The sequence below is a fragment of the Pseudomonas sp. DR48 genome (assembly GCF_019823085.1).
In the GTDB taxonomy this organism is placed as follows: Bacteria; Pseudomonadota; Gammaproteobacteria; order Pseudomonadales; family Pseudomonadaceae; genus Aquipseudomonas.
Map to the genome: position 1 here is coordinate 2758796 of NZ_CP081946.1, position 16216 is coordinate 2775011.

Annotated in this window: 7 protein-coding genes and 1 pseudogene; 2 read left to right on the top strand and 6 right to left on the bottom strand. The window is 56.2% G+C overall.

The features are described from left to right. Nucleotides 1-22: 22 nt before the first annotated feature. The 5 genes and pseudogenes from K5K95_RS12455 to K5K95_RS33605 form a co-directional block, all read right to left on the bottom strand. A complete protein-coding gene (locus K5K95_RS12455) occupies nucleotides 23-4516 on the bottom strand; it encodes a SpvB/TcaC N-terminal domain-containing protein (protein WP_222589677.1) in 4494 nt (1497 codons plus the stop codon). Continuing rightward, a complete protein-coding gene (locus K5K95_RS12460; protein ID WP_222589678.1) occupies nucleotides 4513-8586 on the bottom strand; it encodes a neuraminidase-like domain-containing protein in 4074 nt (1357 codons plus the stop codon). The genes K5K95_RS12455 and K5K95_RS12460 overlap by 4 nt, the downstream gene beginning before the upstream one ends. 33 nt (nucleotides 8587-8619) lie before the next feature. Further along, nucleotides 8620-11181, bottom strand: a complete 2562-nt coding sequence (locus K5K95_RS12465; protein WP_222589679.1) for a Tc toxin subunit A — start codon at nucleotides 11179-11181, stop codon at nucleotides 8620-8622. A 196-nt stretch (nucleotides 11182-11377) separates the two neighbouring features. After that, nucleotides 11378-12241: a methyl-accepting chemotaxis protein gene (locus tag K5K95_RS33600; RefSeq protein ID WP_409999727.1), complete on the bottom strand. Its 864-nt coding sequence runs from the start codon at nucleotides 12239-12241 to the stop codon at nucleotides 11378-11380. 42 nt (nucleotides 12242-12283) lie between these two features. After that, nucleotides 12284-13297, bottom strand: a pseudogene (locus tag K5K95_RS33605) (methyl-accepting chemotaxis protein); the annotation flags it as partial. Between the two features lie 256 nt (nucleotides 13298-13553). Here K5K95_RS33605 and K5K95_RS12475 point away from each other — a divergent pair. Further along, entirely contained in the window at nucleotides 13554-14225 is a 672-nt protein-coding gene (locus K5K95_RS12475) for a histidine phosphatase family protein (protein WP_222589681.1), read from the top strand. A gap of 26 nt (nucleotides 14226-14251) precedes the next feature. Next, nucleotides 14252-15085 carry a phosphatase PAP2 family protein gene (locus K5K95_RS12480; protein WP_222589682.1) on the top strand — a complete coding sequence of 278 codons (834 nt, stop codon included), beginning with the start codon at nucleotides 14252-14254 and terminating at the stop codon, nucleotides 15083-15085. A gap of 108 nt (nucleotides 15086-15193) precedes the next feature. Here K5K95_RS12480 and K5K95_RS12485 read toward each other — a convergent pair whose 3' ends face one another. Beyond that, nucleotides 15194-16216 (bottom strand): sensor histidine kinase, encoded by a 1023-nt coding sequence (locus K5K95_RS12485; protein WP_222589683.1) that lies wholly within the window; start codon nucleotides 16214-16216, stop codon nucleotides 15194-15196.

The window sequence follows — 16216 nt, forward strand, 5'->3', positions numbered from 1 at the left end:
GTCTTGCGGTGAAGGCGTGCGTTCATGCCTCACCGCCGGAGGTCGAAGACTGCTCGGCCATGACCTCTTCCAAGGTATCGTTCTCGTCCTCATCAACGGTGTACCAAGGGTGACGGGTTTGCCGCCGCATGTAGGAGAAGTCACTTTGTTTGGCGAGGCGTGTGCGAGTCGGTCGACCCAATGCATCGTAAAACTGCAGGTCGCAGTGACCGAACGCTCGAAAGGATCCATCGTTGATGTAGCGATGCTGATCGGCAAAGTAAGGACGGTAGGTGCGGATCGCCAATCCTTTGTTGTTGTATTCCACCCGCTCGCTGATTTTCCAGCGCTTTGCAGCGATCTGCTCCTGTGGTTTTCCATCCTTGAGGTCCAACTCGCCGTGTGTGCTGACGACGTAGGCTGTCCCCGGCTCGACCTGTTGCTTGCTTTGTAATGTACGGCCGAAACCATCGAAGCAGGTCACGCAGAGGTGGATTTGTTGCTGGTCATCGTCGGGGTAACGATCGGCGACGAGGACAGCAACGTGTACCGGCTCACGGATGGACGCATCAATTTCGGCTTTCAGTTTCCTCTCGTCAGCTGAAAGCGATTCAAGGTCAGCCAGCCGCTTTCGGGCTTGAGAGCAAATATATCCCCCGGCCAACACGTCACCTTTGGCGACGCAACGGGCCAGCCAGTCAGCGTCCTTCAGGGCCTCTTGTGAGAGGCGCCCCATCCAGCTGAACGGTGCGTTAAAAGTGGCGCTTGCGGCGTTCTGCAGCGCTTTTTTACCGTCTTCGATGGCATCGCCCGGGCTAGAAAACGTCGGGCGTTTGTATTCGTTGACCGGTTTGAAACCAGTAACACTGTTGCGTTCGTTTCCGTAGAAACTGCTGACCCGCATCTGGCCAAAATTGTCGTACAGACCTTCTTGAATGTTGCCATTCGGGTCGGTGATGCGCAGGGGGGCAAACACGTGATAGTCGTGAGTAGCCTCGGTGATACAGCCATCGGGAAGTTTGAGTTCGGTGATGCAGCAGTGATGCTTGTCGTAGCTTATTTCGGTCAGGCCGTGGCTTTTGCTCGGCTGCACGGTCCGGGTTTTGTAAAAAGCTTTCAACGAGGCATAGGTCGCGAACCCACTTTTGACTGACCAGAGCTTTCTGGCAGGTGTGGTCACTGGAAGAAAATCGACCATGCGGTGATAGCCGCTTTGTTCAAGCAGTTTTCCTTTGGGCCGAGACGCTTGGGGTAACAGGTCAAACGCTTTCAACGCTGTTTCGTCCAGCTCGGCGGTTTCGAGATGGTCGGCCAAGGCTTCGAAGTGAGCGTCGCCACCCTCGAGCACTTCTCCGGTCAAGGTGTTCTTGTAGCGGTGCACAGACAAGCCCGTCAGAGTGCTATGGGTTGTCCAGCTCGGTTCTTTGACCCACTCGATAAGCCTTTCGTGGGTCATGTCCCTGATATTCAGCCCACCTGTTTCAGGTGCCTTCGGCCGTTTCAACGCATTGGTACGTTGTCGGTAAGGCAAGCCCAATCGCCATCCCTGAGGATTCTGCAGATGGATGAACTCGGCGCGGACTTCATTCATGTAGTAGAACTGCTGTGCCGGATCATGAGCATCTCGCCACCATTGTTGCTGGTCGACATCGCTGAAGGGCGGGGGCTCACTGTCGGTTTTGCGTCGGGCGTAATGGACGTTCACGCTGTGGGTCAGCGCACCAAACCTGTCGTGCTGCAGATTGAAGGTGTGCCGGCATTGCGGATCATCGGCGATGCCTTCGTACTCGTAAGCGATGGTCTCCAGCAGCAGCGGCAACATCCGGGCATAGCGCCGGTTGTGCTCAGGGGCCTGGAGCAAACGTACCTGATAGCGGTTTTCCTGAACCGAGTAGAGCGTTCTGGTCTTCAGGTGTTTATCGACGCCGAAGATCTCGCTGCGCAGCAAGTGGCCGCTCAGGGCCCGGGCCATTTCCAGAGTTGTTGCCGGATCGGGAGAAGTGATGAGTGTGTCACCCTCGATCCCGGATGAGTGTTGGCAAAGCAGTGCCTTACCCAATGGCACTGCGGCTTTGTCGGCATTGTGATAACCGGTACGGGGCGAGTCCACTTGTTGCCCGGTATGGAACCAGCTCTTTTTCAGGCAGGGTGTCGTAAAACCTTGCGAGTCGGCATCGCCAGAATGGGTTTCACTGTCGATTTGCAACAACAGGCCGAAGCCGCGAAATTCTCGTTCGATACCGTCGTAATAGCCTTGGCGATAGGAAAAGCTCTGGGTCAGTCGGTTGCCGGTAATTTCGTCATGCTGCGTTTGTTTCAAGACCAGATGCATGGCCAATGGCAGGTGGCAAGCAGGCGGTTTGCCGGATTTGATCCTCTGCGCTTTCTCATCCAGCCATTCCTGCGCCGAACTTCGGTAGCGGATGCTTCCGGCGGCGCCCATGTTGTTATTTGTGCCCGTGAGCAAATACGGTTTCTCACTGACGAACTCATATCGCCAATGCTGCGCTGTCGTGTGCGTGACGCTCAGTATCAGGCTGGAACAGCCTAGCCCTTGCAGGTCGGCGATGCTGACCTGGCATAGCGCGTCATAGCGCACATCGTGTGGCCAGGGCAGTGGTACGGAGGGGGCGAACCCGTTGCCGCTGCGATTCATGAAAATCAGTGCCTGATTCGCTTGCAGATAGATCAGATCGGCCGCACCGGACCCGTCCAGATCCGCAAGACGTACATGCGCGGCATCGAACGATTCATACGCAAGCCCCGGCGAACCCAGCACGATGCCTTTACCAAAACGCCCGCGACCCAGGTTGGGCCAGCACTTCACTTCGTTGTGACGAATGCGCACCAGGTGCTGTTGACCCGTGCCCAGGACATCGCTGAAAGCGACCAGCTCGCTGGATGACGCGGTGAGCAGAGGAAGGGCGTCTTCATCCTCTTTACGATGGACCTCTCGGGCGGCCGAAAAACCTTCTTCTCGTCTGTTGGCGTAAAGGCGAACGCTTCGCGGGCCTATCAATGTCAGGTCGCTGAGGCCTTCGCCCATCAGATCGGCCAACTGCCCCTGTGGCTTGAAAAACTCCGCGGGGAATGCACTGAACGTTGCAAAGCGCGACCAGCCCCGGTCGGGGCCAAGAGAAAAATAGCCACTGAATCCCGGCTGAGCGATCACCCAGTCCAGACGACCATCACCCGTAAGATCGCTCAGTGCCATATGCAACGCTTTTTTAGTGTCAGCAACGGGAACGTCGGGTAATGCTCGCCACTGGTCGTAGGTCACTTCATCGCTTTTGGCTTTGGCTCGCATGGGTTCACGGTAATGCCAGCCTTTGTCTTTACGATACAGCACGCCCGGCAAGCCTTCACCGTACAAGTCCACCAATTGATAACCTTGGCCATCGTTGAGACCGGGCATTCCTTGAATGGGCTGCCAGGTACGGTCATCAGTCACCACCTCGAACCCGCTGTAGCTGAACTCAACGGGAGGGCGGTTATCGACGGTGCCGGCGCTGCCAAATGCTTGCTCATGGGCCGCACTCAATTGGTGATAACCCAGCAACGTCTGGCGGTAATCGAGCAACAGGCGTCGGACCAGAACGGGGCCGGAACCCAATTCATCGGGGAAACGATGAAACATCAGTATCTGACGGCACAGACGTTCGGTACGAATTTCAAAGCCATAGGCTAAGCTGGAAAATGCGTCGCTACGGACTTGCCATTCCTGACCTTCATAGAGCGGTTTCTGTACGTACGAGGTACTTCGTTCACCGTAGTCGAACACCAGTTCGAAATGCCATTGCACAGGATTCAGCCGGGGGGTGTTCCACACGTAAAGCTGCGCATCGGCCTCGAAATTGCCATAACTCACACGGCTCAAATAGCGTTGAGACTTGGTGTCATCTTCTGCCTTGTACTGGTAAAGGATGTGTTCGCCATGGGCGTTCAGGCTTTCCTCCAGCAGCCATTCGCCGACATGATTCGAATCCTCCGGGTCGGCACGACGCGATGCAGAATTCTTTCCAAATACGTGGAGGCTGCCATCGGCACCGTGCACCAGCCAGAAACCTGGTTTGTCGCTCTCCGAGGACCAATGTTCAATGCGGTCGAAGTTGCTTTCCAGGCGTGGAAAGTGGGTTGCCACGGTGTAGGTCGTGTCCAGTTCCAGATCGTTGTAATGCTTGATGCTGATGGAAATGCGAGAGCCTTTTGAGTCGCGCAGCGGCAACCAGACAATGCCGTTGGGGCCGACAATTTCGTCATCCTCGGTATAGGCCGGGACGCCCTTGCCGGTACGTCGCGCAATGACAGGTAATGACATCCCCCAACCGATACCGAAGACGCCGTTTCCGACGGAACTTCCATAGATGAGCGACAAGGAGGGAGCAAAACCTCGCCCCGGTGAAATCGGCAAGGCAAGCTCATAAGAGGCCTCTCCATGGGGGCCGATTGCGCCCCATCCCTTGCCAATGCTTTGAATTGCCCCGCCACCCTTGGGCAGTGACGGCGCGTTAACAGGCAATGTGCTTTGCTCACTCATTGCGCATCTCCCACCCTGGCGGTGTAGCTGACATGCACGATGATGTCGGTCAAGGATTCCAGCATCGCTTTCTGAGCGTCGGGGTTCGGGAAGGTCAGGTGCCATGTAGAGATGGCACCGGTGTACTCGAATGGCAAGTAGCGTTCATCGTTGAAGTTCAGGGTGAACAGCCCATGGTCGTCGACGCCCGTTGAAAGCGCGATTTGCTGACTGGCGCGCTTGTTCTCCAGGGCCGGCCCTTTGTCGCCTGGCGACATGAATACTTTGCTGGAGGTCTGGGTCAGCGTTGCACGAATGTTTTCATAAGGGCCGAGGAGGGCAGGCAAGGACACACTGATGGTTTTGATGCGCCGCAGGTAATGGTTCTGATCTTTGTAATCGTCTTCGAACATGGCGTGGGTCAGCTTGAAATCACAGGCACCACTCTTCAGTTTGGTATGAATGTCTGCCCACTCTTCGTTTATCGAGCAGTGCTTGTCCTTACTCTTGATCTGACGCAGCGATACCGTTTTACGAATTTCCAGCTCTCGCTCGTTACGTTGCCAATATTCGGCCTGCATTTTCAGCAGGCTCAGCTTCAAATGTTCACCTGCTCCAAGTCCTCGGTAAGTTGTGTTCCACCCCCCGGGTTGAACAAAACGCGTGCTGAAGTCGGCACGCTCGTATTGCCAGCAGGCTTCGGCTGCCATGCACAGTGCCAATGTTGCGTCGTAGGCCTGGTAATACAGGGCGGTAAGCTGGCTGTTGAGCCATTGGTAGAGCTGCGTTTTGGTAAAGCGCCTGCTGAGGAAGTCGTAGCTGGCTTTGGTGTGGTTTAGTGCTGTTTCGGCCTGCCGTAATTGCAGGCGTGTGGCGCTTTCCTGTTCGGCGAAATGCGCAAGTTGCGCGTCGATTTTTACCAGTTCGAGCTGTGCCTGATCACGGGTCAGAGTCCACTCTTCCCGCCGCCGACTGAATTGCGCCCTACGGTCGAGATGGGCGGCCGCCGTGCGGGTCGCAATGGCGGTACCATGGGCGAGTGCCGTAGTGGCATGCATTGCGCCTTCCCAGCGGCTGCCACCATTGCTGAAGCCAAAGATGTTCGGAACCATCATCATGCCGCCAGCCACGACCTGAGCGGCCGATGCTGTGAGCTCGGATGAACCGCTGCTCAAATACAACTGACTGGCCTGCGTTTCTGCTTCGCTGACGTCTTTTTCCAGCAACCGCTGATAGTGGCTGAGCCGCCCCTGCGCGATTGCCTTGCTGGCCAACAGGGCCTGGCGATTTTGACGATCAATGCGTAGCGCCTGGGTTTGCAGGTCAACGGACATTTTCGCCAGACTCCAGGCTTGCTGTTGCTGCAACTCCTGTAACTGACCCTGTTCTTTGCGCTCAATGAGCGACAGCAGCGTGGCGCCGAACTGGCTGACACTTTCCACTGCGTTCAGGGCCTGACTGTGCATGGCAGTGAAACGATAGTGTGGCATTTGCGTGCCTGGCAGGCTTGAAGCCATGCCGCCCGAGGCGCTCAGTGCTGTTGCGTCGAGCAGGTTGTGAGGATCCGGCGGTGTGGTGAACAACGGTCGATGCAATGGTTTGCCGGCGATATCGAGGTTATGCCGCAGGTTGTGCAAACGGTTCTCGGTGATATCCCAACGCTTGAGCAGTGCCGGGTTGAACGGTAAATGCAAGTGCGAGGTATCGATTGCCGGCAAGGACGCTCGTGAACTGCCTTTGCGCATCGGAAACGAAGAAGGGTTTGAACGGGCCAGTGTGTTCTCGAATGTGCGAAGGTCTTTACTGGTTGTTTTACTCAACGCTTGCAGACTGATGGCCGACCATTGATCGACCCGTTGGACTTCCGGGCGCGACCCCAGCAGGTCCAGCGCGCGCACATACCAGAGCTTTGCCTCGCTGAGACTGTCGGGCGTCAACTCGCGATACGCGGCATCACCCCGGTTGATCAGGATGTTGAGGTACAGAAAGTACAGCGCCTTGCGAAAATGCACTGGATGGCTGAGGGCGATCTGGTGCGGATCCTGGGGCGCTTGATTGGAATACGAGGGAACGTCGGGACCGGTCAAAGGCACAGCGTTCCAGTACTGGGGTGGCTGGCGGCCCGGATCGAAAAGAAAGCGAATCCAGCGTTCAGCCTCCTCGTACTGATGTTCAGAGTTCAACCGGTGGGCGATCAACCAGGGCAGATACAGGAATAGTTCCGTGAAGTATCGACCGTAAGGGCCGTGGAAATCCATGGTTGCTACGGAAGCTGTGCTGGCTATTTTCGGTTCTGGCAGCTGTTGTGTGTCCCTGCTGAACAGTTCATCCAGACTGTTTTCAGTACGACGGATCAACTCGGCAGCAAACACTGTGTTGAGTCGGATTGTCGGTAGGATGTTCTCGCTATTCGACATCGTTGACTGCGAAAAGTCGAGAAATTGCGCGGCGTCCGTAACTCCAATGCTGGGAGAGAGAAAGTGGCTGCTTAAACTGAGATTGATAGCCGCGAGACAGTATTGCTTAGTGTTGTCATTTTTTGTGATGCAGAATCCATAGTAAAGATTCTCGCCATTCTCACTGAACTCATGAGGCTGGAAACGGAAGGTGTAGCTTTTCGGTAGCGTCGTTTTGTCAGCGTTGCCAGAGGTATTTTCCTCCGGCGAAACGGTGGTCTCGGGTCTCCGTACCACGTATTGAATTGAATAATCCTCTGTGACACCTAATTGATCTTTGCCGGTATCGGAGATGCGCAAAGTGACCTGCTTTGTCGATGGGACGTAGTTGATGGATACGGCAAAGCGTTCATCCAGTTGTTCGATGTTTTCCTTCATGAGTTCAGCAGTTGCAGCGCTTTTCTTCAGTGTCTTGCTTTCGTTGAGCCTGGTTTTTTCAGTAACCTTCAGCTGAAATGAGATTTTATCGAGGGAGCCGCGTAACCCATTCGCAAGGCTGTAGTGCGGATGTGTCCGGCTTTCCTCGCGGCTTCCCTTATCGATAGTTATTCCCTGGCTGTGCGTGAGGTTTTTATCGATGGTGGCTGTCTTGAGAAAAATAAAGTTTCCATTGTTCCCGGTGTCTCGTTGACTGACGTGGAGCGCAATGAAGAGACGGTCATGGGTATTTTCCTGCTGATATACGGCAACGGTGCCTACCATCGACTTGAGTGAGCTCAGGTCCTTGTTCTGGAGTGTTGCGTTATTGCTATAACCCTGCAGCCAGGTTCGAGCACTGCTCCAGTTACCATCGTGCTTGAGGTAACTGAGATTTAACCGGAACAGTGGGTGGCGTTGTGTCGTCTGGTTTTGAGCGGAGCCGGGGGCTGGATCCTGATGAATACAATCGGCCCAAATGACAAACAGCCGATTATTGAACCAGACAGGACGAATCGAGTGTTCAATTGCATCGACTGGAATCGGTACATCGGCTTTCTTCCAGTCCGACCAGGCGAGTGAATCGGATTGTTCCTTGTCGGAGGGACGCCGCGCCATGTCCAGCGAACGCCAGTAGAAAGTGTTTTCACTGCGGGATTTGGCGATGAAGTAATAGTTGCTGTTGACGAAGTCATCGCCATCAATGTAGCCATTGAGGATGTTCAGGTTCGCGACTTCTTCGAGGCGGGTCAGGTAGGCCAGCACGGCGGTCTGAACGGCATCGGGTTGAAGTCGGTCCTGGTTGAGGTCGTTTTCCAGTTGCCGGAAGTTGTCGCTCTTGTTGTCTCTCAGTCCAGGGTCCAGATAAGTAGCGGGGAAGTACAGGAGCTTTTGAAGAGCTGCCCAGCTTGCGTATTGATGCATCTCCTTGCGCCACGTTTGCGCGAGCTCATGAGTGATGGTTGCAGAGTCATAACCCGGCTCCATGTTCAGCAGGATGCGATTGATGTACTGCTGCAGGCTGGCAATGGCACAGGCCACTGGCGTGGTGGGCACATCGTGGCCGACCCGTACATCGAGTAACCAGTGTTCGTAGAGACTCTGGGCGGTCTTCAGTGTTTTTGTCGTGGCGTTGGCGGGTGCAATGCAATTCAGGTAGTACGCTAAAAGAGCATCGCGCAGGCTTTCATCAAGCTGCTTTTTTAAGGCAACGGTCATATTCGATCCTTGAATATTGAAGGGGGGCTGGGGTCAATGACAGGCAGCGATCACGGCTTCACCTACGGCTTTCCAGTCGGGTGTCGTGCTGGTGGCTGTCAGATCGGTGGCTTTGAGCAGCAGGCTTGCCGACAGTCCTGTGCTCTTGCAGCACGCTTGGCAGCGCATGATCCAGTCCACTGCCTCCATGGATTTCGCGTACTTGTGCTCAAACTGGTTCGTCAGTAGTTTCACTTCATCGATCGCCCAGTCCAGCATGTTGGCGAGCAATTGGTTTGCGGAATCGCTGACGCTCTGATTTTTCAGGGCGGACAGGTTGGCTAGATGCAAATAATGCAAGAGGCGCTCTTCGGAGTTCGTCTGATAACGGGCGCAATCACTGAAGCGTTCGAGCAAATACAGGGTTTGAGGCGTCAGTTTTCCCGTGCTGTCCGAAGCTAGCCACCTCGGGTTATTTATCAACTCCTGCAGCGTGTGGCTGCTCAGGTGCAGCCCCTGGCAGGCTTGCGCAGCCTGAAGGACCTTCGCCAGCAACGGTGTTGATTCCCCTGCGGAGAGGTTTCTTGTCTCCTCGAAAACCGCTGTTGCAGAGGTGCCGGCCATTTTCATCACACTGGGGACGTATTGCGCGGACAAGTCCGCGATGTCGTGCAGCATGCTTTCTATCTGACGAGTTTGCTGATGAACGTCGGGATCGTCGCTCGTTTGCAGTGCCCTCAGCCGCTTCTGCACATTCTGATTTTGCGGTAAGTCGTTCTTTACAGCGTCGAACAAGCGACACCACTGGTTCACATCACGGTTACTTCGCTTGAGCCAGTCAACGGCCCAATCCATTGCCATCAGCACGTCGAGGATGTCGGCCTTGGATTCATCCGGCTTGCGTAGCGCTCCGCTCACCAGCAGTTTGCAAAATCTATTGCCTCCCAGTATTTGCGCCAGTCCCTTGGACTCGACAGCCGAGAGACCAAACATCCGTGCAATACGGGCCTGGCGATAGAGTGAGGACACCGTGGGCAAGTCATGTTTGAGCGAAGTAAGGTGTTCCCTGGTCTGCTCCGCGAACAGTAACAGTGAGTCTTGCGTGACGGGCAACCCCAATCCTGCTCCGAGATAGTTGAGGGTTTGTTGCGATGTGGCCCCCACGATATCAATGTCCTGCTCTTTGTTTTGCACCAGCGGACTCAAGAGTAATTGAGTGCGATGGAACACTTGATCGAACAACGGAGCACGATCGCCGCAAGCGGAAGTCGGCATGTCGTGCAGCAGCGAAGCAAACTCCTCGGGCGCGATGCCGCGACGTTGATTCAGGTATCGGTAGACCCCCAGGACGCGCACGGTGTTGGTGTTGAGCAACAGTGAGGTTGTGCCTTCCGAACGCATGGCGTTGACGATCAGGGTGTCCAGCTCGGCAAAGGGGATACCGGTCCAGCGTTGCAATCGGACCATCCGCAGCAAAAGGTCGAAACAGTTCACAGGAAGAAATTTGAAAGTCAAAGGGCTTGTCGTTACTACTATGGGTTTGTTACTAGCTGAATTCGCGGCGATATACTCGCATCCGTAAAAATAACGATGAGGTAGTGGGCTGTTGGTTGAGTTTTTCGGACGGTATTTACCCTGTGCCAACACCTGATCAATCTGCTCCATCGATAGCCCGGTGAGCTTCTTGAAACGCTCGACGCTAAGCCTTGGATCGCCCTCTTTCGTAGCGTAAGCCTTTACTTCCACCTCAAGGTCGAACGGTTCGATGAGTATTTTCTGCTGCTCTGGGCTTAGACCAGACAACAGTTTTTGCGCCTCAGAAGTGGGCATGGAAACGCTTCCGTATTTCAAGTGACCAAGTGAAAACGGCAGTGTCAGGCTGACCCGATAGTTCAACTCGCCCAACGTTGGTTTGTCAGCACCCAACCCGAGCAAGCATTGGTGATGATGAAGGTCGTAAGGCAGAGAGAGGGGATAGCGCCCGCTTGCGAGTGCTTCGTGAACGGTTTTCTGGGAGGTGGTTTTGTCCAGGTGTGACTTGATGTGACTGCTCAAGGTGTCATTGACGATGCTCAACATGGGCTGTGGTGCAAAGGCACTCTGATGATCCAGCATTAATCCCTTGAGGTCCGGACGCCGCTTCTCCAAAGTGACTTTATCGGTGTGATCAGACGAATTTTCCAGTTGATCTGCAAACAGATACAGCGCCCGCAGATACGCCACTGGAGAGTCGATGGCAGCGATATCGCCATCCTCGCAAAACTGTTTCCAGTTCTCTTTAAACAACGCTTGATAGGTGGCGGGACCTGACGTCGAGTCTGAGCCGACACTGCGCCGAACCCGTCGATTGGCGTCGCCGGATGACAGCTGATGTTCCTGATACAGGCGACTCACCTGCCGTGCATAGCCGTGCGCGTTGTCATACACCTGCCCGGCATCGGCATCGGTATGTTCAGCGAGTGCAAGGGTGAATTGCGCCTTGGTCATGCGCACAATGTCGAACACGGATCCGAACCCCATGCGCTGCATGGCAATGTTGAAGCTGACCTTTGTACTGTCATCGCCGAGTGGAGAGTCAACCAGCCTGTGCAGCATTGAATCGTCGCTTACGTCCATGTGTAGTCATTCTCTTGTTCGAACGAAAGGTTCGAAGTCAGAAGAAAACGTACAGGAGCTGGCAAGGAATGGCGGTAGGTTGCTTGGAGTTTGAGTTGTATGAAAAAGCAATCCGTTGTCCGGATTTTCCGCCAGGATACCGTAGGTATTCAGCCCCTATACCCATTGCAGGTAAGGGGCTGAGCCCAGGCGCAGGTCAAACCCTGAAGTGACTCACCATCTGCTGCAACTGGCTACCCAGCCGCGCCAGTTCAACACTGGATGCAGCGGTTTCGTCGCTGGCGGCGGCGGTCTGTTCTGACACGTCGCGCACGTTGATGATGCTGCGACTGATTTCTTCAGCCACGGCGCTTTGCTGTTCGGCTGCGGCGGCGATCTGCTGGTTCATCGACTGGATGTTGGACACCGTGCGGGTGATGTTTTCCAGTGACACACCGGCCTTGCGGGTCAGGGCGACGCTGCTGTCGGTGAGGGCGCGGCTGTTGTTCATCACCGTCGACACTTGTTGGGTGCCGTTCTGCAGACCGGCCACCAGACCTTCGATTTCTTCAGTGGATTTTTGGGTGCGCTGCGCCAGCCCTCGGACTTCGTCAGCCACCACCGCAAAACCACGACCGGCTTCACCGGCACGCGCCGCTTCGATCGCGGCGTTAAGTGCCAGCAGATTGGTCTGTTCGGCCACGGCTTTGATCACGTCCATGACGCTGCCGATCTTGTCGCTTTCCTGTTGCAGCACGCTCATGGCTTCGGTTGACCGCGCCACTTCGGTGGCCAGACGTTCGATCTGGGCGATGGCTTCATTGACCACCTTGTCGCCTTCGCGAGCTTCGCCATCAGCGGCGGCTGCGGCCTGGGACGCTTGTTCGGCGTTGCGCGCGACTTCCTGCACGGTCGCGGTCATCTCGTGCATGGCCGTGGCCACTTGATCGGTCTCGATCTTCTGGCTGTTGACCCCGGCGCTGGTTTGCTCGGTCACTGCAGACAATTCTTCAGCGGCGCTGGCGATCTGGGTGACGCCGTCGCGGATGCCGCTGATCAAGTCACGCAGGGTCACGCCCATGCGCGCGATACCTTGCTGCAACACGCCCAGTTCGTCGCGGCGAGTCACCTTGACGTCGTGGGACAGATCGCCACTGGCGATGCGTTCGACCACAGCCAGGGTGTCGCGCAACGGACCGGTGATCTGACGGGTAATGATCACCGCCGCAATGATGCCTACCAACAGTGCCAGCAACGTGCTGATCAGTTGCAACGTGCGCGCCTGGGCGCTTTCGGCATCACGGCGATCGAGCTGGATCTGATACAGCTGATCGCTGAGGGTCACGATAGCGGCGCCCTGATCGGTCATTTCCTTGCGTGCCTGAACGGCGTCGGAGTTGGCCGCTTTATAAGCCTGCAACGCGCTGCGGTAGTTGCTCAGTGCGGTTTCCAGCTGACGCAGCGCATCTTGCTGGGTGTCGGCAAAATGCACGTTGAGCTGTTTGAGACTGGCAATGGCCGCGTCCAGCTGGTTGATGGCTTTTTGTTCGGTCTCGGCGTTGGAGCTGGCGGTGTAGCCGCGAACCTCGTAGCGGGCCAGGATGAACGCTTCCTTGGCGGCGGTGATGGCCTGGAATTGTTCGAAGCGCTGATCACTCAGCGGCATCTGCTGCACAGCCGTGTTGATGGCTTCGATCAGCGTGCCGGCGGTTGCAGCGTTGGCGCCCATGGCGTCGCGGGCGCTGTTGCCGGTGCGGTAGGCGCTGCGCATTTTATTCAGCGACGTCTTGTAGGCGTCGATGTAGGTGCCTTGTTCTTTGAGCAGCTTGAGGTTTTCCGGGCTTTTGAAGGTCGACAGCAGCGATTGTTGCTGAGCGGAAAAGGCGTCAAGGGTGGTCTGAACGGTCTGAGCGGCGGTTTCATCGCCGTTGGTCAGCATGTATTGCAGGCGAACCACTCGAAGCTTGGTCAAGCCGGCGTTGAGCTGGGTGATGTCGCTCATCCAGTTGCTACGGTCAATCAGTCCGCCCAGGCTGGTCCAGCCGGTCAGGGCCAGCACGCAGGTCAATGCCAGGACCAGGCCGAATCCCAGGCCCAGTTTCATGTTCACGCTGATGTTGCCGAACCAGCTATTCATCAAATTCCTCCAGGAACGTTGCGCTGTCGATCGTCGGTTGGCTGGAAGATTGTTGTTTTTAGGCGCCAGCAAGGGGTGTAGCAGGACTGTATCGGCAGCAATCGCGAGAGCTGAAAGGTTTTTGTAGGCGGATCCGGTAACACGCTTTTTTGAGTCTTAAGCTTTTTTTCACAAAGGTTTCACTGTTCACCGACGCGCGTCTATTTAGCTTTGTCGCTTTTGATGACAGTGATGCATGCCGGCGAGGCGGCCTGATGTGGAATTGAGACTGAGTCTGGCCGGGATAAAACGCTCAATTAAACTGGGCCGTTCAAGCCGTTATCGAAATGCCATCGTGGTGCTGGCCGCCGCGCTGCTGGTGATTCCGTTGACGATTTGGCTATTGCGGCCTGCCGCTGTGCCGGATCTGGCGCACGGTAATGTCGTGGGCGCGCGAGCGTTGGCCGCCGATTGGGCCAAAGGTGATGTGATCGTACTGGTGCGCCACGTCGAGCGCTGCGATCACTCGACCGCCGCGTGCCTGAACGGTGATGACGGCATCACCGAGCGCTCGCGCAGCGTCGCGGTGAGTGTCGGTGCACAGTTCCAGCAGATGGGGCTGAGCAAGGCGGATATTTACAACAGCCCCATGGTTCGTACGGCACAGACGGCCACCTACATGTTCAACAAGGTCGGTGTGGGCGAAGACTGGTTGATCAGTTGCAAGGGAACAATGTTGCGCGATGCCCTTTCGCACAAGGTGGCGGGCCGCAATCTGATTCTTGTGACCCACAGCGAATGCATGAATCAGCTCGAAAAAGACCTCAAGTTGCCAACATCTACGTTAGGCTATGGCGCTTCTTTGTTTATCTCCGCCCAATCACAGCAAGCACCGCGCATGCTGGGCTTCATTGAAGCCTCCGATTGGCGCTCGGTAAGCACCGAGTGAGTTTTTCCTCTGAATCAGGACACACAATGCTGACTTCTACCCGCTCTCGCTTTTATTGGGCGAACTTCGGTATCCCGTTGCTCTGCGCGGCCGTGGTTTTCCTGATGTTCGACATGACCAAAATCGACATCGCTTTCAGCAACCTTCTGTTTGATCCGGTCAACCAGACCTTCCCGCTGGACCAGGTTCGCTTCTTCGAAAAGCTGACCCATAAATGGGCGCGGATCATTCCGAACTGGACTGCCGAGATTGCCTTGATCGGCGCGATCCTGTCGTTTGTCTGGCCGCTGATCAACGCGCAAAAATATCCGCGTTTCGTCAGCTTCCTGGAGCGCTGCAAAGCGGCCCCTGTGCTGCGGTTTGCCTACAACCATCGGCGTGACTTCCTGTTTGTGGTCTTCGCGTTTGCCATCTGCACCGGCGTGATTCACTTCCTCAAGTCGCACACCAGCGTGTACTGCCCGATTGAAACGACCATCTACGGCGGGAAAATTGCCCACATGGAGTGGTACAACAACTTCCAGCTGTTCAGGGAAGCCGGTGATGGTCGTTGCTGGCCGGGCGGCCATGCTTCAGGCGGCTTCACCATGCTCGCGCTGTACTTCGTCGCGCGCCGCTACCGCTGGCGCTATTCCAAGGCGCTGATGTACGGCGCATTGCTGCTCGGATTCGTCTACGGTACAACGCGGGTGCTGCAAGGCTGGCACTACATGTCCCACACCTTGTGGGCGGGGATCTTCGTGTGGCTGGCGTGCTTGCTGACGGCGCTGGCGTTCTACGGGCGAGCGCGGCTGGAGATGCCGGTGCTGCAAAAGCATGAACAGCTCGCGCAGCGTGCACAGCCGCACGTCGCAACGTAAACAGCTCCCCATGTGTGAAAAAACCGCCAATCCTGCGAAGGAATGGCGGTTTTTTATTGCCCGACGAATGAGTCAACCCGACGCCCCAGCTTCAGCGTGAGGGAACATTCAAACCGCGAGCGGCAACGTTACGATGAACGTACTGCCCGTGAGGTCGCCGTCGCTCATGCCGGTGACGGTGCCACCGTGGGCTTCGACCAGCTCACGCACCACCGTCAGGCCAATGCCCAGACCGGCGCCGTTGAATCCGACCGCATGCACGTCCTGAACGAAAGGCTCGAAAATAAACGGTAATGCCTTGGCGGAAATACCGATGCCGGTATCGCGGATGCTGATTTCCAGCAGATCGGCCTCGGTGGTGACCGACAGCGTGATCGTGCCATCGGCCGGTGTGTACTTGACCGCATTGCCCAGCAGATTGCCGAGAATCTGCGTGAGTCGAACCGGGTCGCCGTTTACCGCCAATGCACGTTCCGGCAACTGCGCGGTGAAATGCAGCTGTTGAGCGATCATCACCGGACTGCACACAGCGATAGCGTCCTGAATGATCTGCACCATGTCGACGATGCGGCAATCCAGGCGCAGCTTGCCGGTGCTGGCGCGGGAGACATCGAGCAAGTCGTCCACCAGGCGCGACATGTGTTGCACCTGACCCTCGATCAGGGCCTGCATGCGTGGCAGCTCTTCACTCGGCACCCGGACCAGTCGGCTGGCGATCAGGCTGATCGGCGTCAGCGGGTTACGCAGTTCGTGGGCCACCAGCGTGAGGATGTTGCGTTGCTGTGCCAGGCTGTGTTCGGCCGACGCTTGCAAGTGTTGCGCACTGAGGACGGCCAGTACCAACTGTTCGTTGGCTTCGCGCATTTCGAGGTAACGTTGCTGCTCATCGGCTGAACGCTTTGGCTTTTCTGCATCTGACTGCGCCAACAGAATCGCGAGGACCAATTGTTGATTGGCCTCGATCAGTTGTTCGATCTGCTGACTATCGGAGTGCTGGACGTTCGCCTCGCTCAGCTCTTTGTTCAGGGCTGTCAGGGCCGCGCGTGCCTCACCGGTTCTCTGGCCGAGCAGAAACAGTTCGCGAGCGGCCGTGGCCATCGCTTGCTCGTTTTTGCCATTGGCCTCAGTCAT